Source organism: Novosphingobium meiothermophilum (assembly GCF_003171715.1).
Taxonomy (GTDB): domain Bacteria; phylum Pseudomonadota; class Alphaproteobacteria; order Sphingomonadales; family Sphingomonadaceae; genus Novosphingobium; species Novosphingobium meiothermophilum.
Genome location: NZ_QGHL01000015.1, coordinates 100,362 through 124,747 on the forward strand (window position 1 = coordinate 100,362; position 24,386 = coordinate 124,747).

The 24,386-nt window shown below is 64.3% G+C and carries 22 protein-coding genes and 1 riboswitch; of the genes, 6 read left to right on the forward strand and 16 right to left on the reverse strand.

Annotated elements, in window-relative coordinates; all coding sequences use genetic code 11:
• Positions 1–3: 3 nt before the first annotated feature.
• Complete coding sequence (locus DKM43_RS13530) at positions 4–273, forward strand: hypothetical protein (protein WP_109799029.1); 270 nt, start codon at positions 4–6, stop codon at positions 271–273.
• 114 nt (positions 274–387) lie between these two features.
• On the opposite strand, the gene pufC is transcribed toward DKM43_RS13530, so the two are convergent.
• The 10 genes from pufC to DKM43_RS13580 all read right to left on the reverse strand — a co-directional run bounded on the left by pufC (position 388) and on the right by DKM43_RS13580 (position 10,202).
• Positions 388–1,464, reverse strand: a complete 1,077-nt coding sequence (gene pufC, locus DKM43_RS13535) for a photosynthetic reaction center cytochrome PufC (protein WP_109799030.1) — start codon at positions 1,462–1,464, stop codon at positions 388–390.
• The gene (gene pufM, locus DKM43_RS13540; protein WP_109799031.1) at positions 1,461–2,435 is read right to left on the reverse strand and encodes a photosynthetic reaction center subunit M; all 975 of its coding nucleotides are present in this window, start codon (positions 2,433–2,435) and stop codon (positions 1,461–1,463) included. The genes pufC and pufM overlap by 4 nt, the downstream gene beginning before the upstream one ends.
• A 14-nt stretch (positions 2,436–2,449) precedes the next feature.
• Positions 2,450–3,274 carry a photosynthetic reaction center subunit L gene (gene pufL / locus DKM43_RS13545; protein ID WP_109799032.1) on the reverse strand — a complete coding sequence of 275 codons (825 nt, stop codon included), beginning with the start codon at positions 3,272–3,274 and terminating at the stop codon, positions 2,450–2,452.
• Positions 3,275–3,394: 120 nt separating this feature from the next.
• Entirely contained in the window at positions 3,395–3,580 is a 186-nt protein-coding gene (pufA, locus tag DKM43_RS13550; protein WP_109799033.1) for a light-harvesting antenna LH1, alpha subunit, read from the reverse strand.
• Positions 3,581–3,658: 78 nt separating this feature from the next.
• Positions 3,659–3,814 (reverse strand): light-harvesting antenna LH1, beta subunit, encoded by a 156-nt coding sequence (pufB, locus tag DKM43_RS13555; RefSeq protein WP_082013438.1) that lies wholly within the window; start codon positions 3,812–3,814, stop codon positions 3,659–3,661.
• Between the two features lie 165 nt (positions 3,815–3,979).
• Positions 3,980–5,425 (reverse strand): chlorophyllide a reductase subunit Z, encoded by a 1,446-nt coding sequence (gene bchZ, locus DKM43_RS13560; protein WP_109799034.1) that lies wholly within the window; start codon positions 5,423–5,425, stop codon positions 3,980–3,982.
• Positions 5,422–6,975 carry a chlorophyllide a reductase subunit Y gene (gene bchY, locus DKM43_RS13565; RefSeq protein ID WP_109799035.1) on the reverse strand — a complete coding sequence of 518 codons (1,554 nt, stop codon included), beginning with the start codon at positions 6,973–6,975 and terminating at the stop codon, positions 5,422–5,424. Before bchY ends, bchZ begins: the two co-directional genes overlap by 4 nt.
• Before the next feature lie 18 nt (positions 6,976–6,993).
• Complete coding sequence (locus tag DKM43_RS13570) at positions 6,994–7,980, reverse strand: chlorophyllide a reductase iron protein subunit X (protein ID WP_109799036.1); 987 nt, start codon at positions 7,978–7,980, stop codon at positions 6,994–6,996.
• On the reverse strand, positions 7,977–8,954 hold the full coding sequence (gene bchC / locus DKM43_RS13575; protein WP_109799037.1) for a chlorophyll synthesis pathway protein BchC: 978 nt from the start codon (positions 8,952–8,954) through the stop codon (positions 7,977–7,979). Before bchC ends, DKM43_RS13570 begins: the two co-directional genes overlap by 4 nt.
• A gap of 120 nt (positions 8,955–9,074) precedes the next feature.
• Positions 9,075–10,202 carry a methyltransferase gene (locus DKM43_RS13580; protein ID WP_109799038.1) on the reverse strand — a complete coding sequence of 376 codons (1,128 nt, stop codon included), beginning with the start codon at positions 10,200–10,202 and terminating at the stop codon, positions 9,075–9,077.
• Positions 10,203–10,281: 79 nt separating this feature from the next.
• Between DKM43_RS13580 and crtD the strand changes: the two genes are divergently transcribed.
• Positions 10,282–11,841 (forward strand): 1-hydroxycarotenoid 3,4-desaturase CrtD, encoded by a 1,560-nt coding sequence (gene crtD / locus DKM43_RS13585; protein WP_109799039.1) that lies wholly within the window; start codon positions 10,282–10,284, stop codon positions 11,839–11,841.
• Between the two features lie 23 nt (positions 11,842–11,864).
• A complete protein-coding gene (locus DKM43_RS13590) occupies positions 11,865–12,692 on the forward strand; it encodes a hydroxyneurosporene dehydrogenase (protein WP_236632588.1) in 828 nt (275 codons plus the stop codon).
• Here DKM43_RS13590 and DKM43_RS13595 read toward each other — a convergent pair.
• Positions 12,646–13,962 (reverse strand): MFS transporter, encoded by a 1,317-nt coding sequence (locus DKM43_RS13595; RefSeq protein WP_201739874.1) that lies wholly within the window; start codon positions 13,960–13,962, stop codon positions 12,646–12,648. The genes DKM43_RS13590 and DKM43_RS13595 overlap by 47 nt on opposite strands.
• Positions 13,963–14,121: 159 nt before the next feature.
• Positions 14,122–14,202: riboswitch (Fluoride riboswitch) on the forward strand.
• 24 nt (positions 14,203–14,226) lie between these two features.
• Here DKM43_RS13595 and DKM43_RS13600 point away from each other — a divergent pair.
• Both DKM43_RS13600 and DKM43_RS13605 read left to right on the forward strand, forming a co-directional pair.
• Entirely contained in the window at positions 14,227–15,612 is a 1,386-nt protein-coding gene (locus DKM43_RS13600; protein WP_109799040.1) for a voltage-gated chloride channel family protein, read from the forward strand.
• A complete protein-coding gene (locus DKM43_RS13605) occupies positions 15,602–16,027 on the forward strand; it encodes a DUF190 domain-containing protein (RefSeq protein WP_109799041.1) in 426 nt (141 codons plus the stop codon). The genes DKM43_RS13600 and DKM43_RS13605 overlap by 11 nt, the downstream gene beginning before the upstream one ends.
• 7 nt (positions 16,028–16,034) lie before the next feature.
• Here the strand turns inward: DKM43_RS13605 and DKM43_RS13610 are convergent, their stop codons facing one another.
• From DKM43_RS13610 to DKM43_RS13630, 5 genes are read right to left on the reverse strand one after another with little or no spacing between them, the layout of a single operon-like run.
• Positions 16,035–16,214, reverse strand: a complete 180-nt coding sequence (locus DKM43_RS13610) for a hypothetical protein (RefSeq protein ID WP_109799042.1) — start codon at positions 16,212–16,214, stop codon at positions 16,035–16,037.
• Positions 16,211–17,110, reverse strand: a complete 900-nt coding sequence (gene bchO / locus DKM43_RS13615) for an alpha/beta fold hydrolase BchO (protein WP_109799043.1) — start codon at positions 17,108–17,110, stop codon at positions 16,211–16,213. The genes DKM43_RS13610 and bchO overlap by 4 nt, the downstream gene beginning before the upstream one ends.
• Positions 17,107–18,801 carry a magnesium chelatase subunit D gene (locus DKM43_RS13620; RefSeq protein WP_109799044.1) on the reverse strand — a complete coding sequence of 565 codons (1,695 nt, stop codon included), beginning with the start codon at positions 18,799–18,801 and terminating at the stop codon, positions 17,107–17,109. Before DKM43_RS13620 ends, bchO begins: the two co-directional genes overlap by 4 nt.
• 10 nt (positions 18,802–18,811) lie before the next feature.
• The gene (gene bchI, locus DKM43_RS13625) at positions 18,812–19,813 is read right to left on the reverse strand and encodes a magnesium chelatase ATPase subunit I (protein ID WP_109799045.1); all 1,002 of its coding nucleotides are present in this window, start codon (positions 19,811–19,813) and stop codon (positions 18,812–18,814) included.
• A gap of 44 nt (positions 19,814–19,857) precedes the next feature.
• Positions 19,858–21,132 carry a DUF3422 domain-containing protein gene (locus DKM43_RS13630; protein WP_109799046.1) on the reverse strand — a complete coding sequence of 425 codons (1,275 nt, stop codon included), beginning with the start codon at positions 21,130–21,132 and terminating at the stop codon, positions 19,858–19,860.
• A 281-nt stretch (positions 21,133–21,413) separates the two neighbouring features.
• Between DKM43_RS13630 and DKM43_RS13635 the strand changes: the two genes are divergently transcribed.
• Positions 21,414–24,386, forward strand: a complete 2,973-nt coding sequence (locus DKM43_RS13635) for a TonB-dependent receptor (protein ID WP_109799065.1) — start codon at positions 21,414–21,416, stop codon at positions 24,384–24,386.

The window sequence follows — 24,386 nt, forward strand, 5'->3', positions numbered from 1 at the left end:
GTGATGATGGAGCAGCTTTTCGCAAGCGGCCGCGCGGCTGACCTTGTGCTCCTTGCCCTGCTGGTCGAGGCAATCTGGCTGCGCCGGAAAGGGTGGTCGTGGCGCGATCTTGCGCCAATGCTGCTGCCTGCGGCATTGATCGTTGCCGGGCTGCGCGCAGCCTTGACGGGGGCGCCCTGGCCGCTGATTTCACTGCCGGTGGCCCTCTCCTTTCCCGTGCACCTTCTCGATCTCGCGCGGCGCCGCAAGGCATCGGAGCGCGCTGCTTCCTGAACCGGGAGGGGAGCGGATTTCTCCGGCCATTTGCCTTCCTCTGCCGTCATGAAAAATGGGTCCACCGGAGCCATTCCGGTGGACTCTCGAAGGTCCCACATTGTCTGCGGGGGATCAGTGCGTGGCGGTCGTCACGGCAGGGGCGGCCGGTTGCTCCGGTGCAGCCGGGGCCGCAGCCGGAACCGCCACCGGCGATCCCCAGAGCGCCGGATAATCCTTGGCCATCTTGTAGCCATCCATCGGCTTGTTCTTGCCCTGATGGCAGGTGGCGCAGCTAACCTTGAAAGGATCGCCCATCGGTCCCTTGCGATGCGCCGGGAACGTATCGGCAAGCGGGCTGATATACTGCCCGTTGACGTCACGCACCATGCGCAGGCCATACCACGCCGTTGCGCGCTGCGGCGTGCTGATGTTCCACGGCTGGAATGCCTGGGCATTGTGGCAGAAGGTGCAATTCACGCCCAGCGACGTCGAAAGGTGCATCATCAGCGCATACTGCGGCTCGGTCTGCATCGTCGTCAGCGTATTGGCAGACGAAGGATGAATGCCCTTGGAAACCACGCGGATGCTCTTGTCGGTCTTGGGGTCGCCCGTCAGATACATCGCCAGCGATGCCGTGGGGAGCGAAGAATAGGCCGAAGCGGCAACTGGCGAGTTCTGTCCGTGCAGGTTGCCGATCACGCCTTTCTTGCCAGGCTCCGGCAGTGCCCAGTAATTGGCCGGGACGGCCTGTCCGCGGTGGCAGGTCCAGCAGGTCACGCCGGTGGTTCCGACATGTTTGTTCCAGTTGGTGTTGATGTTGCGTGTCATCTGCAACATCTTGCGCGCCACGACCTTGGTGTAGATCTCGTCCGAGGCCATGTTCTCCGGGTTGTGGCAGTAGTTGCAGCCCTGCTCCGGTGCGATCCAGTTGGTGATCGCGGCCATGGTGTAGGTAAACTGCTCTTCCGTCACATCCCCCAGAACCTGGACGTTCTGGTAAACCGTGGCGGCCTTGGGGCCATCGCCCGTCGGCATGTCATAGGGCGGGGCCGGGACATCGTCCTTGGCCATGGCCACCTTCTTCAGCTTGATGGTGTCCATGCCCGTGCCACGATGCCCGTTCTGCACCGATTGTTTCGGTCCCAGCTCGCACCCGGCAAGGGTGAGGGCGGCAGTCGCCATTGCGGCGATAGCGAGTGTCCTTTTCATTGGGCCGAACTCCCCTGCGTGGCGGGATCGATGACCCCGGTATCGGGATAAAGCGATGCGTAGCCGTGCTGCTGTGCCCACAGGTACCAGTTGTCGACCACGGTTCCCGTCAGAAGGATGCCGATGCCGCCGGTCAGCGTGGTCAGCACCGCAAACCACCAGGCCCACCGATGGATCGATTCCATCGTGGCGTTGAAGCCCATGGTCCAGCGCCAGAACAGCGCCGCGCGTTCCGAAGCGGTGCCTCGGTCGGTGATCTGTTCGATCTCGCGCTCGCCGCCATAGCGCCCGACGGCCAGAATGGTTGCGCCGTGCATCGCGAAGAGCAGGGTCGAACCATAAAGGAAGGCGATCGAGAAGGCGTGGAACGGATTGTAGAACAGGTTTCCGTATCGGATCGAGAAGGCGGCGGTCCAGTCAAGGTGGGGGAAGATGCCGAAGGGCACCGCTTCCGACCATGACCCCATGAACATCGGCCGGATAAAGCCAAGCACCAGATAGAGCCAGATGGCCGAGGCAAATGCCCATGCAACGTGCGTTCCCATGCCCAGCGCTCTGGCGCGGGTATAGGTGCGCACCCACCACAGCAGGATCGAGGCCGTGAGGAAGAAGCCCGCGAGGATCCACCAGCCCCCTTCCGCCAGCGGCACGAAGGGCGAAAAGCCATATTGCGGTCCGGGCGGCTCAAGCGAGAGCCACGGCAGCATCCGCACGAACTGGATCGGATCCCAGTTGACCGAGGCGAGCATGTTAAGCCCGATGATCTCGATCGCGAAGAAGCCGAAGATCAGCGAGAATACGCCGGTCCAGCCCAGATAGACGGGGCCGATCTGCGCGTGGCCGATGATCCCCATGAGGTGGTTGAAGGTGCCCTTGCCGATCCGCGGTTCGCTGCCGGGGGGGAGGGCGATCCCGGCTTCGGGCTCGCCACGAAGCTGGACCTGGGTGAAAATGTTCTGATAGGTCGCCATCGCTCAATGCTCCTTCACGACCAGATCGGCAGGTTGAGCCACCAGGTCCACCATTCGGGCCAGCCCTTGGTCCACAGCGGCCCGCTGATCACGATGCATACCGCGCTCCAGAAACCGGCGTTCATTGCCAGCAGAAGACCCACCCGGTGGATGCCGAGGGTGCCCACCGAATAGCCGATCAGGTCGCGGAAGAAGGTGTCTTCGTATTCCGGCGACTTCACTTCCGTTCCTTCGGGCGGGTTCACCGCCGAAAGCACCAGCGCGCCGTGCAGGGCAAGCGCAAGCGCTGTCGTGAAGAAGAACGAGACTGCAAGCATGTGCGCCGGATTGTAGTGGAAGTGCAGATACTGGTATCCCGTGTTGGAAACCCAATCGAGGTGACTGAAGATTCCGTAAGGGAAGCCGAAATGCCATCCGCCCAGAAGGACGGGCCGGATCACCACAAGCGTGAAATAGGCGAAGATCGCCATGCCGAAGGCCGCGGGCACATGATAGCCCATGCCCAGCTTGCGGCAGATTTCCACCTCCCGCAGCGCCCAGCTCACGAACGAGACAAGCGCGCAGACCGTGATGACCTGCCAGAACCCGCCCTTTGCCAGGGGCGCGAGGCCAAGGCCGTATTTCAGGTCTGGCGGTTCGATCGAGATCAGCCAGGGATTCCAGGTCGGCCCCTGCGATGCCGCATAGAAGATGAGCGCAGTGCCAAGCGATGCGAAGATCGCTGTCACCACCCCGAAGAAACCGACGTAGAACGGACCCACCCAGAAATCGAACAGGTCGCCGCCGATCAACGTGCCACCGCGAACGCGGTATTTTCGTTCGAAACTAAGGAGTGCCATGATTCTACCCCTCCCCGCCGCGGCGCGACGGGATTTAGTGTTCAGTCATTTCTTGGCCACCGGAGGCGGCGGCATTTGCGCCGCCGCCTCTCGCACAGGCCCCAGTAAGGCGGGCCCGTGTCAGGACGCCGGAGGCGCCGCCGCTGCTGCGTTCGCCATGCCCTGGGCCGAGTTCGGACCATCGAGCCAGTTGAACGTATCGGTGCTGAGCAGGATGAAGTGAATCACCAGTGCGAGCACGAACAGGAACGCGAACAGAGCAACGAGTGCCCTGCGCGGATCGAAAATAAGCCAAATCCTCCACATGGTCTGAATCCTTGTGCAAGTTCATGAGTTTACCGCATCAGCCGTGGCAACATGCCAAGGCCTCGGCGGTGCGGTGTGTCAGAGCCAGGGCTTCCACATCCAGACGAGGACGTGAGCGACCACTGCGACGGCGGTGAAGCCGACGAAGCTGCTCATGAACAGTTTGTGGAACTCCTTTGCTTCCTCAGGCGTGAGGTAGGTCCTCAGCCCGAAGCGATCGTCATGATCACTCATAGCCCAATCTCCAGTCGTTGTTGGTGTGCGAGAGGCGGAAGACCTCTTTCGATATCCACGCGGCGAACCCCGCGAGGATGGGGGAGCGCGGTGGCCGTGATGGGGCCATCGGGCGATCGGTTGGAGCGCATCCGGGCCTGCGCTGAGGAAGGGCGGCAAGGCGCGTCATGTGACCTGTGCCTCCATGAGAGCATCGGCCAGCCGATCCGCGCAAACGCGCAGCTCTCCGTGCCGCCGCGCGGCACGCTCGGCCGCGTCGCGCAGCCGCTTGGCCGCGGAGATCCGCACGAGCACGGGCTGCGCCGCAACAACTTCGTCGAGCCGCTGCTTGGCATCAGCATCCCATTGCAGTTCGCGGTGATCGCGGGCTGGTGTGGCTTCGGCCTGATCGAGCTGCGTTGAAAGCGGAATGATGTTGAACAGTGCATCGAACAGCGCGTTGCACACTTCCTGCACAAGGTATGTTGCGCCGGAATAGCCCATGAAGGGCGTGCCGATGTGACGCCGGATCGCGGCGCCGGGAAAGCTTGCGGGAATATAGATCGCTCGCCCGCCGCGCTCGGCATTATACATGCGTTCGTTGTAGCTTCCGAACAGGATCAGCGGCGGGTTCGCGTGGATTGCGGCGCGCACATCCTCGTTCTTCGGCTTGATGCCCGCACTGCGCGCAAAGGCGAAGTTGCAGGGCAGCCCCATGTCGTCTTCAAGGAACTTGCGGATGCCGCGCGCATAGGTTTCGTTGGCCACGATGCCGAAGCTGGCTGTTGCGAAGAAATCCTGCGTGACCGACCGCCACAGATCCCATAGCGGCTTGATCGTGGTGTGCTTTTCCCGTTCGATGAAGGGTTCGGGATCAAGCCCCAGCTCTGCCGCCAGCGCGCGCAGGAACCGCGTCGTGCTGTCAAGCCCGATGGGGGCCTGGAAATAGGGCCGCTCCATCAGCTCGCAAAGATTGCGCCCGAACTCGCGATACAGGCACACGTTGGCGTGGGCATCGGCCAGTTTCCGCACATCCGCGAGATGGCTGCCCAGCGGGAAGACCATACCCACTTCCGCTCCGATGCCTTCGATCAGCCGCCGCATTTCGTGCAGGTCGCTCGCCATGTTGAACATGCCGTAGCTGGGACCGAGGATGTTGACCTTCGGCTTTTCGCCCTGCTTCAATGGTTTGAGTGCCGGAACGGTCTTCGGCCCGAACTCCGACCAGAGCCAGCTCATCGCCCGGTCGGCCGATTGCCACTGATCCTCATCGATGGTGCGCGGCAGAAACCGCTTGATGTTGGTTCCCTGAGGGGTGACGCCGCCGCCGATCATCTCGGCAATCGATCCTGTCACGACCACGGCGGGCAGATCGGGATCGAGCGTCTTCCACGCTCGCTTCATCGCCGCTTCGGTGCCCGTCTTGCCCAATTCCTCTTCGGCAAGGCCCGTCACCACGATGGGCAGTTCGTGCGGGGGGAGACCATCGGTGTAATGGAGCACCGAGGTGACGGGCAGGTTCTCGCAGCCCACCGGGCCGTCGATGATGACTTGCAACCCCTTCACCGCCGTGAAGACATAGACAGCGCCCCAATAGCCGCCGGCCCTGTCGTGATCGATCACGAGGGTCATGATCCCACCGCCTCTGCCGCCTTGCGGGCGGCTTCGTTGAGGGCGGCATACTTCTTCTTGAACTGCGGCCGGTCCTGAGGGATGTCTTCCCAGATCCCCGCGTTCGGTCCGCTGCCCACGCCCTCGAAAAAGGCGGTCATCCGGTCGAAGCGCGCCTTGTTGGCCATGGCCGCATTGACAACCTGCGCCAGACTGCCTGCCCCCGCCACCCCCATCAGCGGACGGGCCGAAATGAGATTGGTGAAGTAGAGCGCGGGAATGGCCTGCTGCTTGGCATGTTGCACCACCGGCGTGGTGCCGATCGCCAGATCGGGCCGGAACTCTTCGACCGCCGCAATATCCTGTTCAAGGCTGGCGCGAAAATTGACCCGCACGCCGCGTGCTTCCAGCCATTTGCGGTCGGGATCGGACCAGCGCGTCCGGGGGCACGCCGATCCGACATAGGGCACATCCGCCCCGCTTTCGATCAGCAACCGGGCAACGAGCAGTTCCGAGCCTTCATAACCCGAAACGGTGATGCGCCCCCTGATCGGATTGGCGGCCAGCGCGCCGCGGATGGCAGGGAGGAACCGATCCTTGGCCGCATCGACCTGCGCCTGCGCCACGCCGCACGCCGTGCCGATGGCATCGAGCCAGGCGGCCGTCCCGTCGACGCCGACAGGGGCCGAGCCCACAATCGCGCGTCCCGCCGCTTCGAACTCGCGCACGCTGGCAGTGTAGAAGGGATGGATCGCGGCCACTGCCGCACAATCGAGCGCGGCATAAAGTTCACGCCATTCCCGCGTGGGCACGACCGGTCCAGCGGCAAGGCCAAGCGGTTCGAGCATCATGCCGATGCCGACCGGATCGGCAGGGAACATCTCGCCCAGCAGGGTGATGGTCGGGCGGCTTGCCCGGTTGGCGGGCGCGGCGACCGGACCTTGCTCAACCTCCGTTCGGGCATAGGTCAGCATTGCGCCTGCCAGCACGTCCTTCGCCTCGGCATGAGTGGGTATGCCGAAGCCGGGAACATCGATGCCAATAATGCGCACGCCGTTGATCTGCCTTTTCAGCAGGCGCAGCGGCACCCCGCTTGCGGTTGGCACGCACAGGTTCGTGACCACGATGGCATCATAAAGCGCCGGATCGGCAAGACCTTCGACGGCTTCCTTTATGTCCTCGAAGAGCTTGCCGGTAACGAGCGTTTCCGAATTGAACGGAACATAGCCCACGGTCCGGCGCGCGCCGTAGAAGTGCGAGGTGAACGTGAGGCCGTAAACGCAGCATGCCGAGCCTGACAGAACCGTGGCCGTGCGCCGCATCCGCAGGCCCACCCGGAGCGAGCCGAAGGCGGGGCACATGCTTTGCGGCTGATCGTGCGGTCCCACCGGATAGTCTGCCGCATAGCGTTCAAGCAGGCCCGCACCCTGCGCCTTGTTCGTCGCCTCGCGCAGCACGTCGGCACCGGCGTGGCAGCCACCCGCCAGATTCGGCTCGTCCGCACCCGAAAGGTCCAGATCAAGCCGGTCAGGCTGCCGGAAATCGGCCGATCCGGGCGCCAGATCGCTCATCGCGCTGGCCTCCTTGGATCAGACGTCATCATAAACCACCTCCAGCGATGGTTTCTGGGCATAGTTACCGCCGCGCATGTCAGCCTGGGTCGCCGGGACGAGTTGAACGTCGCCGCCGGTGTCTTCGGGGGAGAAGAGGCCGAGCAGCCCATCCTGGTCGAGGGGCACGGGCCGCCGCGGCGGTGCCGACGCAACATTGGAGGCAAGCTCTTCGAAAAGACTGCCCCATTGCCCGCCGGGCTTTCCGATGATCTGGTAATTGGCCGATTTGCGGCGGATGTCTTCGTCCGCCGGGATCGCGCAAAGCACCGGAATGTCGACTGCCTGCGCAAAGGCACGGGCTTCGCCGGTGCCATCGTCCTTGTTGATGATCATGCCGGCAACACCGACATTGCCGCCCATCTTGCGGAAGTATTCCACCGCCTTGCAGACGTTGTTCGCCACATAGAGCGATTGCAGATCATTCGATCCGACAACGATCACCTTCTGGCACATGTCGCGGGCGATCGGCAGGCCGAAGCCGCCGCACACCACATCGCCCAGAAAGTCGAGCAGGACATAATCGAAACCCCAGTCATGGAAGCCCAGCTTTTCGAGCAGTTCGAAACCGTGGATTATCCCGCGCCCGCCGCATCCGCGGCCCACTTCGGGGCCGCCCAGTTCCATCGCGAACACACCATCGCGCTGGAAGCAGACGTCCTCGATGCGAACTTCTTCTCCGGCCAGCTTCTTGGCGGCAGAGGTTTCAATGATCGTGGGGGTGGCCTTGCCCGAAAACAGGAGGCTGGTGGTGTCCGATTTGGGGTCGCAGCCGATCAGCAGCACGCGCTTGCCCTGCTGGGCCATCATGTAGCTGAGATTGGCCAGTGCGAAGCTCTTGCCTGATCCGCCCTTGCCATAGATGGCGATGATTTGCGTTTCCTTGCGCACCTCGCCGGTGTGGGGCGCATCGGGCTCGATTGCGGCCTCTTCGCGAAGTGCGGCATGGGTATCCAGCATCGTCATGCGCAGTCGCTCCAGTCGAGAACCATCTTCAGGCAGTCAGTGTCGAGGAAAGCTTCCGGGTAGGCTTCGGGCGCTTCGATGGCGGGGCGCTGGTGCGTGACCAGACCGGCAAGGTTGAGCGCGCCGCTTTCAATCAGGGCGCGCGTTGAGGCCAGATCATCGGGGCCCCATTCAGCCGCCACGCGAAACCGGGCTTCGGCGCGGAATGCCGGGGCGAAGGCAAAGCTTGGCCGGTTGGCATAGAAGCCCGCCAGCACGATTTCTCCGCCCTTGCGCAGGCGCGGCACGAGCAGATCAAGGCAATCGGCGTCGCCACTGGCATCGTAGATGTTGCCGTAATCGCGCCTGTCATCATCCTTGGGGGCGATGATGTCATAACCCACGCCTCCCGTGCGGCGGGTTGCCTTGGTTTCCCATACGGTTGGCGCAGGGGCGCCGGCGGCAATCGTCATGCGGGCAAGCAGGCGGCCAAGCGTGCCGTGGCCGATAATGAGATCGGGCGGTGCACCGCCGCTCATGGCATGGAGCGCGGTGGCGGCAAGCGCAAAGAGCACACCATCACGGCCGAGCGACTCGGCAACGGGCAGGGCGCGCGCCGAAGGCACGATCACGCGCTGGGCCGTGCCGCCGAACAGGCCGCGCGCATCGCGGTAGCAGGTGGCGCCCGGCACGAAGACCCAGTCGCCGATGCGTTCGGCAACATCAGCACCGGCATCCACGATCCGGCCCACCGATTCGTATCCCGGCACGAGCGGATAGCCCATGCCGGGGAAGTTCGGCATTTCGCCGCTCCACAAAAGCTTTTCGGTTCCGGCGCTTACGCCGCTCCACTGGATCTGGACGAGGACATCGGACGGCCCCAGCAGGCCCGCATGGTCGGCGCTGTGATCGGCAGACGCATTGCCGCCTGCAAGGGTGAGCTTGCGAAGCGCGATCCGCCTCGGTGCCTCCAGTATGACCGCCAGCGACTCCATGCCGGTCTTCCCCTCAACAGGCCATCTGGCCCTGCCTCAGCAACCGGGTGGCTGCTTTCAGGCACTGTTCACCATACGCCTGCATGAAAAAGTGTCAAACAAATTGGACGTCCAGTAATGTCAAAATGAAAGGACAATAACGCTTGCGATAACCGGCATGGCAGTGGCGCGGGCTTGCCAGCGCGTGAAGCCTGCCGTCTCGGCCATTGCGCCATAGTCGTTGATGGTGCGGGGGCGGCCGGAGTTCATGGCCCAGAGATATAGTCCGAAGTAGGCGTCCCCCATGGCCCGTGCGCCAGGGGCATCGGCCATCGGTTCGGCGATGACCAGCTTGCCGCCCGGCGGCAGTGATTCGCGGGCCTTGCGCAGAATGGCAAGGCAGCGATCATCGTCGTGATCGTGGAGAATCCTGACGAGGGTCATGCAATCGTAGCCGTGCGGCAGGGCGCTTGCGAAAAAATCGCCGGGATGAAGCGCGAATCGCGATGCAAGATGCTGTGCGCCTGCGATCACTGGCGGCAGATCGAAGATGCCCAGGTCGAGCCCCGGCGCTGCGTGGGCAAGCGCGGTCACGAAAGCACCGTGGCCCCCGCCCAGATCGAGCAGGCGGCGATGGCGCGCAAAGGGATAGGCGGCAATCGCCTCTCGCGAGACCATGGCCTGTGATGCGGCCATCAGTGTTGAGTATTCCGCGGCCGTTTCTGCATCCGTTTCAGTAGTATAGTGCCAGAAGCCGGACAGTGCGGTCGGCTCGCGGCGATCCTTGCGAAGCAGGGCGAGGGGGTCGGCAAGATCGGCGTAGAGCAGGTGATGATGGCGCACCATCGCCAGCGCGCCGGGATTGGAAAGCAGGGCTGCGCCTTGCTGCCCCAGCATCCAGCAGCCGGGCGCAACTTCTTCAGCCAGATCGAGCGCTGCGGCGGCGCGAACGAGTCGCAGTGCTGCTTCGCGGCTGAGGCCGGTTGACCGGGCCAGTTCGGCTCCATCGCACGGCCCCTTGTCCAGCAGTTCGAGCAGGCCGCACTGAACAGCGCAGAACAGAACCTGCGAATAGCAGAAGCCTGCCACGAGATCGAAGGCGCGGCCCGCGCGGTGGCGCGAGATGGCCGCGAACAAGGGTAGCCGCGCGGCCCAGTGCTGGAAGCGTTCGCTGCCCAGAATGCGGTTGCGCCATGTCACCCACCGGCGCCGCCACTCCGGGGGCGGCTGCGCGAGGCAGGCTTCGTTCTGGGGGGCAACGTCGAGCATATGTCCAAAAGATTGGACATTCGGGATGTAAAGGTCAATTGTATTCGGGTTGGATTGTCCAACGGGCAGGAGACTTGCCTTGGCTTCGCGCGTGGCGATCATCGGTGCGGGCATCGGCGGGCTGACGGCAGCGGCGCTGCTGGCGGCGCGCGGGCTGGATGTGACCGTGGTGGAAAAGGCGCTTCACCCCGGCGGCAAGGCGCGCCAGTTGATCGTCGATGGTGCGGCGATCGATGCAGGGCCGACCGTGTTTACCCTGCGCGACGTATTCGAGGCGGTGTTTGCCGAATGCGGTGCGGACCTGTCCGATTTCGTTTCGGTGCGGCAGGCCGGGGTGATTGCCCGCCATGCCTGGGATGATGATCGTCAGCTAGATCTTCACGCCGATCCGGCGGCGAGCGAGGAGGCCATCGGCACCTTTGCCGGTGCTGCTGCGGCACGGGGCTTTCGCGCGTTCCGGGAAGAGGCGGCGCGTATCCACCGCATTCTGGACCATGCGATGATGCGCTCCAGCAAGGTTTCGTGGCCGCTGCCGCTGATGTGGCGGATCGGCCTGTGGCGGCTGGGCGATCTGCTGGCCATCCGCCCCTATGAATCGATGTGGAAGGTGCTGGGTGAACATTTTGCCGATCAGCGCCTGCGCCAGCTGTTTGCGCGCTATTCCACCTATTGCGGTTCCTCCCCCTTCCAAACCCCGGCCACGCTGATGCTGGTGGCCCACGTCGAAGCGCAGGGCGTGTGGCTGCTTGATGGGGGGATGAGCGCACTGGCAGAAGCGCTGATGCAGCTTGCGCAGATGAATGGCGCCAAGTTCCGTTTCGGGCAGGAAGTGGCCATGATCGAGGCGACGGGCGGCCGCACATCGGGGGTGATCCTTGGCACCGGTGATCGTCTGGCCGCCGATGCGATCATCGCCAATGCCGATCCCGAAGCCCTGGCCGCCGGGCGCTTCGGGCCACTGGGGGCCATGGCCGTTAGCTCTCACGGGGTAAAGCGGCGCTCGCTTTCGGCAATGGTCTGGCTGGCGCACGCGCGCATATCGGGCTTCCCGCTACAGCGCCACAACGTGCTGTTTTCCCAAGATTATCCGCGCGAGTTTGCCGATATTGCCGGAGGGCGTCCGCCTGCCGATCCCAGTGTTTATGTCTGCGCGCAGGATCGCGAAGGCGCAACTCCCGTGCCGGATGGCGGCCGCGAACGGTTGCAGATCATCGTCAATGCCCCGGCCAACGGCGATACCCACGTCTATTCGCAAGAGGAGAAGGACCAGTGCACACGGGCCATGAGGCGCAGCCTTCGGCGCTGCGGACTGGAACTGGAGGACGGCTTCCCCCACATGCTGCTGACGCCGAACGCCTTCGAGAGCTTTTTGCCATCGACGGGCGGAGCGATCTATGGTCGGGCCTCGCACGGCTGGGCGGCGTCCTTCCTCCGGCAGGGCACGCGGACGCGGATCCCTGGGCTTTACTGCGCGGGTGGAAGCACCCATCCGGGGGCCGGAGTCCCGATGGCCGCCTTGTCAGGGCGGCTGGCGACGCAGGCGGTGCTGCAAGACCTCGTTTCGATGCGCAGATTCCCCCCGGCGGCTACGGCTGGTGGTATGTCGATGCGATCAGCGAATGCGGACGCCACGGCCTGACTATCATTGCCTTCATCGGCAGCGTGTTTTCCCCCTACTACAAGAAGAGCGGGCGCGGCGACCCTTTGCAGCACTGCGCGCTCAACGTGGCGCTTTATGGCCCCGGCGCCCGCTGGACGATGACCGAGCGGGGACGCGGACAGGTTGAGCGCGATGCCGACAGGCTTCAGATCGGGCCAAGCGCCGTGCGCTGGACCGGCGATGCGCTGGAAATCGACATCGAGGAGATGGACAAGCGCGTGGGGGTTCCGTGGCGGCGCCGCGTTGCGGGCAAGGTGCGGGTTCATCCCGAAGCGATGAACGGACGCGCCTTTGCGCTTGATCCGCAGGGGCGCCATCGGTGGCATTGCCTCGCGCCGCGCGCACGGATCGAGGTGGCGATGGAGCGGCCCGGCCTGAAATGGAAGGGCGGCGCCTACCTCGATTCAAACTTCGGCTCGGAATCGCTCGAAGAGGGCTTTCGCGTCTGGCACTGGTCGCGCGCGCACGGGCGGCGCGATTCGGTGGTGTGCTATGAAGGCATCCGCCGCGATGGGCGGGCTTTCGCCAGTGCGTTGCGCTTTGGCCGCGATGGCGTCCCGCACGAGGAAGAGGTGCTGCCGCCAGTTGCACCGCTGCCCGATACGCTGTGGCAGATGGAGCGCAAGACCCGCGCCGACCGGGGCCTTGCCAGCGTTATCCGCACATGGGAGGACGCGCCCTTCTACGCGCGCTCGACGCTTTCCTCGCGCCTGTTCGGCGAACCGGTGGTGGCTGTGCAGGAAAGTCTCGATCTTGACCGCTTCGCCTCGCCGATCGTGCAGTTCATGCTGCCTTACCGGATACCGCGTGAAACTTCCCCGGCAGGATAAGCAGGCCGATGGCCGAAAGTGCGGCAAAGCCAGCCCCGGCAAGGAAGGTTGCCTGTGATCCGAACTGTTCCCACAGCAGGCCCGCAAGCATGCTGGCGAGCAGGAGAGCCACGCCGGTGACGAGGTTGAACATGCCATAGGCGGTGCCGCGCAGTTCCTGCGGCACGGTGCGGGCCACCATGGCGGCAAGGATGCCCTGTGTCAGCCCCATATGCAGCCCCCACAGGGCTATGCCCACCCCAAGGCCCGGCAGGCCCGGTAGCAGGGCGAGCACGATATCCGCCAGCACCAGAATGCCAAGCCCGCCAAGAAGGAGCGCCGGGCCGCTCATCCTGTCCGACAAGGCGCCCGCAGGCCAGGCCGAGAGGGCATAGACCGCGTTCATCCCCACCAGCACCAGCGGGATCAGCATCAGTTCAACCCCTGTTTCCTGCGCGCGCAGGATCAGAAAGGCTTCGGAAAAGCGCGCCATCGTGAAGACCGCGGCAATCGCCACCACGGCCCAGTAGGCCGCGCCGAGCCGTCGCAACTCCCGCATGGACAGGGGATTGGCCACCTTGCGCAAGGGGTGGGCGCGTGCCGGTTCCCTTACGGCAAGCAGGATGAGGCAGAAGGCCGCAAAGGCGGGAATGACCGCGATCCAGAAGACGGATCTGAAATCGTCCGAAAACAACCACATCAATCCAATGGCCAGCAGCGGACCGAAAAAGGCCCCCAAGGTATCCAGCGACTGGCGAAGCCCGAATGCTGCGCCGCTTCGGCCCTCTGGCGCAAGATCGGCAACCAGCGCATCGCGCGGGGCGCCGCGGATGCCTTTGCCAACCCGGTCAACAAAGCGGGCCGCCACTACCCAGCCCAGCGACGAGGCAAGCGGAAAGACCGGCTTCGTCAGGGCTGCAAGGCCATAGCCCGCCGCCGCAAGCTGCTTGCGCTTGCCGGTAAGATCGGAAAGCGCGCCGGAAAAGACTTTCGTTATGGCAGCCGTCGCCTCGGCAATGCCCTCGATCACGCCGACTGCCAGTGCGGTCGCTCCGAGGCCCACGGTCAGGTAAACCGGCAGCAGGGCGTGGATCATCTCTGACGAGATATCCATCAGCATGGAAACCAGCCCCAGCGCCCAGATGCCTGCGGGCAGACCGCGCCATGATGATGCACCTGCGCCTTGGTCTGGCTCATCATCCGCTTCGGGGCCGAGGGGCGCGAGGCCGGGCATTTGCGGCGGGATTTGCGGCTCCGCGCCTGCCTCGCCCTGATTGGTCTGTCCGGTCATGATCGGCTCCGGTCGAAGTTCGGATATCGGCCCCTGCTTGCCAGCAGATGCCGGGTGCGGAAAGTGCGAAGGGTGCGGCACCAGCAGAACCGGCTACCCGCTCATCGGTTCCGGCCGCGCGAGATTCGGTATTGACGCAGTGCAGCATTGCGGTCATAGGCCCGCCCCGGTGATGGATTTCCGCCTGTGCCCCGCCGGGGCCGAACCGCCTGTAGCAGGGCTGATGATTCCTACCTTTCGCCGTTTCGGCAACAAGGAGGAATTGTGCGCGCTACATTTCGCAATCTGCTTGCCAGCATCGATGTCGTCTCGTTCTTCCGGGCGCGGCACGATCATGCCATGTCGGTCCTGCGCTGGACCATCATCCTTGTGCCCATGGCCATGGCCATAGGGGCGCTGTGTGCGGCCTTTCTGTGGTCGCTTGACGAAGCAACGCGGCTTCGCTTCGACCAGCCCTGGCTGCTCTACCTGCTGCCGCTTGCCGGGCTTGCCATTGGCTGGCTTTACCATCTGCTCGGCCAGAGCGTGGAGGGCGGCAACAACCTGATTGTCGAACAGATCCATGAACCGGGCGGCGGGGTGCCGCTGCGCATGGCCCCGCTGATCTTTCTTTCCACCGTGGTCACGCACCTTTTCGGCGGTTCGGCCGGGCGCGAGGGCACCGCCGTCCAGCTTGGCGGCAGCCTTGCCAGCGCCTTTGGCACCCTGTTCCGGCTGGATGGCGAAAGCGTGCGGATCATCCTCATGGCGGGGATCGCGGCCGGTTTCGGTGCGGTGTTCGGAACGCCGCTGGCAGGCGCGGTCTTCGCGCTTGAGGTGCTTGCCGTGGGCCGGGTCGAATATGCGGCGCTGGTGCCCTGCCTTGTCGCGGCCGTCGTGGGCGACTGGACGTGCCATACGCTTGGCATCGAACATGGATCATACCACATCGATTATCTGGCCAACGCGACAAGCGCTGTCCGCTTCGACACGGTGCTGCTGGTCAAATCGGCGCTGGCCGGGGTGGCGTTCGGCCTTATCGGCCTTGCCTTTGCCGAGGCGAACCACGGCCTTGGCGCGCTGGTGAAGCGGGTGATCCGCTTTGGCCCCGCGCGCCCGCTGGTGGGCGGCATCGTGATCATCGCGCTGGTCTATGCTTTCGGCACGCGCGATTATCTGGGCCTTGGCGTTATTGCCGAACATCCCGGCGCGCCCACGATCGCGGGCTTCTTTACGGGCGGTGTCGATGACTGGAGCTGGCTGCTCAAGTTCGTGTTCACGGTCGCCACGCTCAGCTTCGGCTTCAAGGGTGGCGAGGTGACACCGCTGTTCTTCATTGGCGCAGCGGCCGGAAGTGCGATCAGCGGTGTGCTTGACGCGCCCACCGATCTGTTTGCGGGCCTTGGCTTCGTGGCCGTATTCGCGGGGGCTGCCAATACCCCGCTGGCCTGCACGATCATGGGCATCGAACTGTTCGGCGCCACCCATGCCATTCCCATCGCGATCGCGTGCTTTGTCTCCTACCTCTGTTCGGGGCACAGCGGCATCTATCTTTCGCAGCGGATCGCCGTGCCCAAGACAGGCATGGATTCGCTTGCCCCCGAAACCACCCTGCGCGAAGCGCGTGCCCGGCGCGTGGCCAGAAAGGAAAGCATCACCCATGAAGCCTGATCACACCGTTGTCCCGCGCGAGACCGGCATGGTGCGCATCTATCTCAAGCCATCGGACCAGGGACCGAAGACGGGTAGCTGGAAGCGCTTCTTTTCAGGCAATCCGCTCTATCGCGAACTTGTGGTGCGGGCGAAGGCCGATGGCATCATGAATGCAGTGGCGCACCACACGCACTTTGGCTTCAGCAACAACGGACCTGTCCGCTCGGATGGGGCCGAATACCGCGATCCGCACCTGACCATGTGCGTTGAACTGATCGGCCCGCGTGACGAGCTTGCAGCCTTCTGCGCGCGCCACGGCGCGCTGCTTTCCGGGAAGGTCGTGGTTTACAAGCATCTCGAACACTGGACCATCGATGAAAGCGGGGTCCATCCCGAAGATGCGCCGCTTGAGGAGCTCAAGGCGCAGTCCTGAAGTCCGATCAGGCGTCCGGGGCGCGCGTCTCGCTGCTGTCCGGTTCGGGGGCCTTGGTTTTGCGGGCGGCATCGTCTCTGGCGATCTCCCGGTTCACCGACCAGAGCTGGTAAATGCCGAAGCCGAGCGCGATCACTGCGGTGAACACGATTTCGACCCAGCCGAAGTGTTCGCTGAAATTGCTCATGCAGGCTCTCCCAGGGTTTCGCGGGCGAACGAACCGATCAGCCGGGCGGCGGTTTCCGGCGCTTCCTCGTGGGCAAGATGGCCAAGGCCCGGCAGCACTTCCAGACGGCAATCGGGGATGGCCCTTGCCGCCTGCTCGACCGAACCGAGCGGAATTGCCCTGTCGCTGGTGGAATGGACCAGCAGCACCGGCACGGCAATGCGCGGCAGCAGGCGGCTGAGGCTTTCCAGATCCCAGCTTGCCATCATTTCCATCGCCCCGCCGCAATGCCGGGGGCTGGTCATCAAGGCTTCATAGGCGGCAATGCCCTCGGCATCGATCCGCGATCCCGTGGCGCGGGCAAGGAAGCGTCCCGTCTCTCCCGGAATGCGGGCAATGCCTGCCAGCATCCGGGGCACTAACGGATTGACGAAAAGAATCTTCGCAAGCGACGGAAACAGTCTTGCCGCAAGACCGGGAAACGGCATGAGCGCCGGGTTGAAGCCAATGACCGGCGCATACGATCCCTGCGCATGGACCAGTTGCAGGGCGATGGCCGCGCCTGCCGAATGGCCGACGACAAGGGCGGGCTGCGCGTCCATCCTTTCCATGAGGTCGGCCAGCGCCCCTGCCATGCCTGCCAGAGTAAGTCCCAGCTTCGGCCTGCCGCGCGTAAAGCCGTGGCCGGGCAGATCGGGGGCGATAACGGTATGGTGCTGCGCCAGAAGGGGCAACATGGCGCGCCATGTGTGCGTGGCCGCGCCGGTGCCGTGCAGCAGCAGCAGAACCGGGCCTTGCCCGGCCGCTTGCACATGCCACCTCATGCCGGGCGTTTCGACAAGGCGGCTGCATTGACGGTTGGGCCAAGCGCGGCCTTCCACGTCCCAGCGCGGCGCATCGCGGCTGGCGCCCGTCATGCGCGTTTTCTTTCGGGTTGCGCGGCAAGCGCCACTGCTGCCTTGAGCGCCCTGGCATCGGCAAAGGGCAGAGGCAGATATCGCGCGCCCATGGCATCGGCAATGCGCGACGCTTCGGGCCGCGTGCGCGGCGAAATGTCGATCACCACGGCATCGAGGCGGGCCGCGCCCATGCTGCGCGCGGCGGCCAGCGCATCGGCATTGGCTTGCGCTCTGCCGGGGGTGCCATCGGCGGCAATGTTTGCGCTGCCATCGGTTAAGAGGACAAGGAAGGGCGTGCGCCCCCGTGCAGCAACCGCTTCGGCAAGCTGATGCGCCATGCGAATGCCGCTCGCCAGCGGCGTGCCGCCGCCGCCGGGCAGTTCGGTCAGTGCGCGCTTGGCGCGGGTGAGCGAGCGCGTGGGCGGGAGCAGCAAGTCCGCGCCCTTGCCCCGAAACGCGATAAGCGCAACTTCGGCGCGTTTGACATAGGCTTGCGCAAGGATCAGTTCGACCGCGCCCTTGGCCTCGGCAAGGCGGGCCATGGCGGCCGAACCTGAGGCATCGACACAGAAGATGCTGACGCTGGTGGCGCGTTCCTCGAAGCGGCGCACGCGCAGGTCATCGCGCCGGAAACGGATGGGGCCGGCGCCTTCGGGTGCGGGATCGCGGCAGCGCAGGGGCTGCCACGGAATTGCGGCGCGAAGGGTGTCGACCAGCGCCATGCGCACTCCGCCGCCGGGCATCCCAGGCCGGGCGCCCAGCGGCTTGCCGCGCATTGCCGAGGCGGTGCGCCGCCCCTGACCGCCGCCGCGCGCCGAACGCTGGGCGCGGCCCTTGGCGATGAGATCCAGAACATCGGGCGGAATGGCGGCCCGCGCGGCTTCGATCAGGAGGTCTTCGGGGATATCGGGAGCGGTCTGGTCATCCTCGTCATTACGCTGAGTGCGCTCGCTTTCCGGCTCAGGATCGGGCGCTTCGGGTTCAGGCGGCGGGCTTTCAGGCGGGGGAGGGAACTGCGTTGCGCGCGGAGCAAGAATGAGACGGACGGCAAGTTCAAGATCGTCCCGCGTGGCCACGGCGCGGCCTGCCAGCGCGGCATGGGCACGCGCGGCGGCGGCGGCAAAAAGCGTGGGACGAAGCGAGGATATGCCAAGCGCCGCAGCTGTTGTGGCAAGCGCGCGAAGGCTTTCATCGGAAAGGGCAGGCGACGCGCAGGTCGGCGAAGGTTCGGGCAAGATTGCCGCAAGGTCTGCGGGAGAAAGCCCGGATAGAGCCATGTCGAAAGCAATACGCTCCATCAGCGCGGCGGGCGGGCGGTCATCTCCTTCCTCGCCGTCATCAAGGAGCACGAGGAGGAACGGGGCGGGGCCATCCATGACCTGTGCTATCCGCCCCGCAATGTCGGTGCGCAGGCGTTCGGCCATCGGGACAACGAGCACGCCGCCTGCCGCTTCGGCCAGCAACCCGCGCTGAAGCACCAGGGTTCCTGTGGCGAGGCTTGCGGCGATGTCGGTTCCGCCGCAGAGACGATCCTCGTCGATGTGGCCGGGCAGGCGGCGGAAGGGGGTGCCGGGCACAAGCAGGCTGCGAAGGGCATTCAGCACAATGTCCCGTGCCGGGCCGCCACCCCGCAGCGCTATGCCACCAAGCCTGCGATCATGGGCCAGCAGGCGCGCCGCGAGGAGCGCATCTGCCAGAGCCGAGTTCATTGCCGGTGCTTCATGAGAAGTGTTCGGCGATGGCGCGTTCGATCCGGGCGGTCGATCCGCTTTCATCCAGAACGTCGCGGCGCAGGCGGTGGCGCAGGGCGAGCGGGGCGACATGGAGCAGATGTTCGCGCCGGACCGCCTTGGCCCCTTTCAGCGCGGCATAGGCGCGGGCCGCGCGCATCAGGGTGAGTTCGCCGCGCAGGCCATCGACACCGATGGCGCTGCACAGGCGGGCGGCGTCATTCAGCACATCGTCGGGCACGTCCATCTTCGGCAGGCGCTTCTGGCCGCGCGCGATCTGGTGGAGGATGCGGTCATCCTCTTCGGCCCACTGCGCGGCGAAGGTGGCGCTGTCGGCATCGTGAGCGGCGCAGCGACGCATGATTTCCACCCGGTCGGCAATTTCGCGCGGGGTGCGCACCTCGACCGAGAGGCCGAAACGATCGAGCAACTGGGGGCGCAGTTCGCCTTCTTCGGGATTGCCGCTGCCGATCAGCACGAAGCGCGCCTTGTGGCGCACCGAAAGCCCTTCGCGTTCGACCACGTTTTCGCCCGAAGCCGCCACATCGAGCAGCAGATCGACGAGATGATCTTCAAGCAGGTTGATTTCATCGATGTAGAGAAAACCGCGATGCGCGCGCGCGAGCAGGCCGGGTTCGAAGACCTTCTCCCCGGTCCGCAGCGCCCGTTCAAGATCGAGCGAGCCAAGCACGCGATCTTCGGTGGCGCCCAGCGGCAGATCGACGAAGGGAACGGGGCGCTTCTCCGCTCCAGCGGCCTCGCACGGGCCAGGGCAGGTGCGCGGGCCATCGGGCGAACAGCCGAAACGGCATCCCTGCATCACCATGATCGGCGGCAAGAGGGCTGCGAGCGCACGCGCCGCCGTGGATTTTCCCGTGCCGCGATCACCGAAGACCATGACCCCGCCGATCGAGGGATCGACCGCGGCGATCAGGAGAGCCAGCTTCATCTCGTCCTGACCGACGATCGCAGAGAAAGGGAAGCGTGCCATGTGTCCAACATTCTGGACATTAACCGCCGTAAGGACAAGCGGAATTATTTGCGTTCGGCGGACTTCAGAAGGCGTTCCTTGAGCAGGTGCATGGTCCACCACACACCCAGCACCATGGGCACGACCAGCAGGCCGACCAGCAGATCATGCGAGATTCCCAGCACATCGTGCGGCACCGCGTAGAGCGCGTACTTCAGCAGGCTGAGGGCATAGTAGCTGAGGGCAACGGCAGACAGGCCCTCCACCAGTTGCTGCAGGCGGGCCTGCATCGAGATGGACTGTTCCATCGAACGCAGCAGCTCTGCGTTCTGGTTCTCGATCCGGGTATCGATGCGCGCGCGCAGCAGCGAGGCGAGCTGTTCGGTGCGCGCACCGAGCCGTTCGATCCGCTCCGCCGTGGCAAGGCAGGTGTTCATCGCCGGGCGGAAGCGCCGCTGGGTGAAATCGACCAGCGAGGCATAGCCTTCGACGCTGCGCACATCGAGCTGTTCAAGCCTCTCCTCGACAATCTGGCCGTAGGCGCGCGTGGCATCCATGCGAAAGGAAATGGCCGTGGAAACCGAGGCGAGATCGAGCGCGAGGCCCGACAGTTCCTCAAGCAGGGTATCATCGCGCGCATCGCTTCCGGCAATGCGGTTGGCCAGATCGCGCAGGCGTTCTTCGGCGGCATCCAGCTTGGGCCAGCATTCGCGCGCAACCGGCAGGCCCAGAAGGGCCTTGTTGCGGTAATTGCCCAGTTCCTGCATCCGCTGAAGCTGGCGCGAAAGATCGCGCCGGTCGACGCCATTGGCCGCCACCAGCAGGCGCCCGAAACCATCATCCATGATGCGGAAATCCGACCACACGCGGATGCCGCCGCCCAGCGTGCTGGAGATCAGTTCATCGCGGTTGAAGGAATGCGCATCAAGCAGGCGCATGACGCTTGCATCATCCTCACCCAGCCAGACGCGCGTGCTGCGGATGACCTTGCCCGGCAGGGTTTGCGCCCATTGCACGGCGGCTGCGATGAGCGGATCGGCCGACAGATCGAGAAAGCCGTCTTCGGTGCAGGGCGAGGCAAAGAGCGTGAGGCTGCTGCCCTCGCTCTGGCGTTCCCAGGTGAACATCACGCTTTCGTTGATGCGGCCTTCGCGGTGCGACGGATTGCCGACGGTATCGCGCCCGGCAACAAGCGCCTCGATCGCGGCGAGTTCCTCGGCACGTTCGGCATCGTCAAGCGCAAGCACCCATTGCAGGATATGGCAGGGCACTGGCAGCACGGGCCAGCGCCGCAGGTGCATTTCGCCGACCGCACGGCGTCTGAGTTCATGGTCGCGCACCGGGCCGGTCTCCGCTGTCGAAAGAACTATCGCCGCAACAGGTGGCCGGGGTGCCACCGGGTCGATCGTGTCAACAAGGCTATGCCAATCCGGGCAGGGTGCCAATCGGTTTTGCCGCCGCTCTGCACCAAAGACCAATGCGCCAGATTGCCAGAAGGTGAACGGACTTGACGTGGTGAACGTTCTCATTTAGGTGAACGTTCACAAGTCGGGCGCGAGTCCCGGCTGGGTGTCTGTATCCGTCATCCGGCAGGCAAGCCGGGACGGGGAAGGGCAGGATGATGAGAGTTTCCGCAACACGTGCCGCTGCCGTTCGTGCTTCGAGCCTTGGCGCAATCGCGCTTGCGCTCGCTGCCCAGCCGGTTCTGGCGCAGGAAGCCGCCGAGGACGAGCCGGCATCCGAGGCCATCGTTGTCACGGGTATCCGTGCCTCGCTGACACAGGCGCTCAACATCAAGCGCAGCGCGCAGGGTGTGGTCGATGCGATCTCTGCCGAAGACATCGGCAAGTTCCCCGATACCAACCTTGCCGAATCGCTTCAGCGCATCACTGGCGTTTCAATTGACCGTTCCAACGGTGAAGGCTCAACCGTGACCGTGCGCGGCTTCGGGCCGGAGTTCAACCTGGTGCTGCTTAACGGCCGCCAGATGCCGACCTCGACGCTGGGCGATGGCGCCAGCGCGCCGTCGTCGCGCTCGTTCGATTTCGCCAACCTTGCCTCGGAAGGGATTTCGGGGGTCGAGGTGTACAAGTCAGGCCGTGCGATCCTGCCGACCGGCGGCATCGGTTCGACCATCAACATCAAGACACCGCGCCCGCTCGACAAGCCGGGCTTTTCGGGCAGCCTTGCCGCACGCGGGGTCTATGATACTTCGCTCAACAGCGGGACGGCGATCACGCCCGAAGTTTCGGGCATCATTTCCAAGACGTTCGGCGCCGAGGACCAGTTCGGCATCCTCGTGACCGGCACGTGGCAGAAGCGCAAGGCGAGCGTCAATCAGGCCAATGTGGGCTGGCGCGACGGTTATCTGGGCTCGGAGAACAACTGGGGTTCGCTGCCGCAGCAGGGTGACCCGCGCTTTGCCAACATCACCAACCGCCCCGGTCCGAACGATGTCTATCAGGTGCAGCAGAACGCCAGCTACGACCTCAACGATATCAACCGCGAGCGCCTGAACGGGCAGGTCGTGTTGCAGGCGCGTCCAACCGAGAACCTGACGGCAACCTTCGACTACACCTATTCGAGCAACACCGTTCAGGTGCGCAATTCGAACGTCGGCATCTGGTTCAACTTCAATGACGTGTCGAGCGCGTGGACCAACGGTCCGGTGGCAGGGCCGATCTTCTATTCCGAGCGTTTCGGTGCGGCTGAAGGCAAGGATCTGTCCTATTCGGGCGCGCTGACCGAGAACCGTTCGGAAAACAACTCGATCGGCGGCAACCTCAAGTGGAAGGGGCCGGGCGGGCTGCGGCTTGAGCTGGATGGGCACCACTCGACCGCAGAATCGGGCGCCAACAATCCCTATGGCACCAGCACGTCTGTCGGCACTGCCGTGTTTGGCATCGCGCAGCAGACAGTGAACTACGAAAACAAGCTGCCGGTGATTTCCTACACCATGCACCCCGGCATCGATGCGTTGAACGCGGCCAACATCCAGGCCACGGGCAATTCCTTCCGCAACGCCTACTTCAAGGACACGATCAACGAAGTGCAGCTTCGCGGCGGCTGGGACTTCGACAATTCGATCCTCGACAGCCTCGATTTCGGGGTAGTCTATACCGAGAACAAGGTGCGTTCGGCCTACGGTTTCATCCAGAATGACACCTGGGGCGGTTCGACCACCAAGGAGCAGATGCCCGACGATCTGTTCACGCTGGAAACCCTGCCCGACAAGTTCAAGGGGCTTTCGGGCGCCAGCAACCCGGCGATGATCCAGAGCTTCTACAAGTTCAACTTCGAGAAGATGGTCGAACTGCTTGACGGTCTGAACCGCATCTGTGGCGGCGACAACAACTGCCTTTCGCCCTTCAACGTTGACCGCCGGATCCGCGAGCGGACGGTTGCGCCCTATCTTCAGGCGAACAGCACTTTCGACCTGTTCAGCAACCCCGCTCATTTCCGCGCCGGTCTGCGCTATGAAAAGACGCGCGTGACGTCGTCGGCGCTGGTGCCGATCCCGATTGGCACCCAGTGGGTTTCGGCCAACGAGTTCAACCTCGTCTATGGCAACACCTCCGATTTCACCACGTTCCGCGGGGAATACGAGAACTGGCTGCCGGCCTTCGACTTCGACTTCGAGCCGGTGCGCAACGTGAAGGTGCGCGCAAGCTACAGCCACACGATCACGCGGCCCGACTATGCCTCGATGCAGGGCGGGCGCACGGTTGACCAGCTCTTCCGCATCGGCGGCGGCTTCGGCAGTCAGGGCAACCCCGGCCTGAACCCCTACAAGTCGAAGAACATCGATATTTCGGCCGAGTGGTATTACGACAAGGCCAGCTATCTTTCGGTCGGCTTCTTCGACAAGCGCGTGCGCAACTTCATTGCGGCTGACCGTATCGACAGCGACGCCTTCGGCCTGACCAACCCGGCGGATGGTCCGCGTTACCGGGCGGCGGTGGCGGCGCTTGGCGCCAATGCCAGCACAACCGCGATCCGCAACTATATCTTCGCCAACTACCCCGGCTCGGTGATTGTCGACAGTTTCGATCCGGTGACGGGCAACTACACCGGCAAGATCCTCGGCCTGCCTGAGGACAACAAGGTGAACTTCCAGATCACCACGCCGATCAATTCGGCCCAGGCGGCGCACCTTTACGGCTTCGAGTTTGCCGTGCAGCACAGCTTCTGGGACAGCGGCTTCGGCACGATCCTGAACTACACCGTGGTGAGGGGCGATGCGCGGTATGACAATACCCAGCCGTCAAGCGTGCCGCAGTTCGCGCTGACGGGGCTTTCCGACAGTGCCAACGCCGTCCTGTTCTATGACAAGAACGGCATTCAGGCCCGCGTTGCCTACAACTGGCGCGACAAGTTCCTCGGCGGCACCGGTCCAAACCCGTTCTACATCGAAGCCTACGGGCAGGTCGATGCCAGCGCGAGCTGGGAGTTCCGCAAGGGCTACACCCTGTTCTTCGAAGGCATCAACATCACGGGGGCAAGCCGCCGCGGGCACCTGCGCAGCACGAACAACGTGTTCTTCGCATCGCCCGGCTATGCCCGCTACCAGCTTGGTGCGCGCATCAACTTCTGA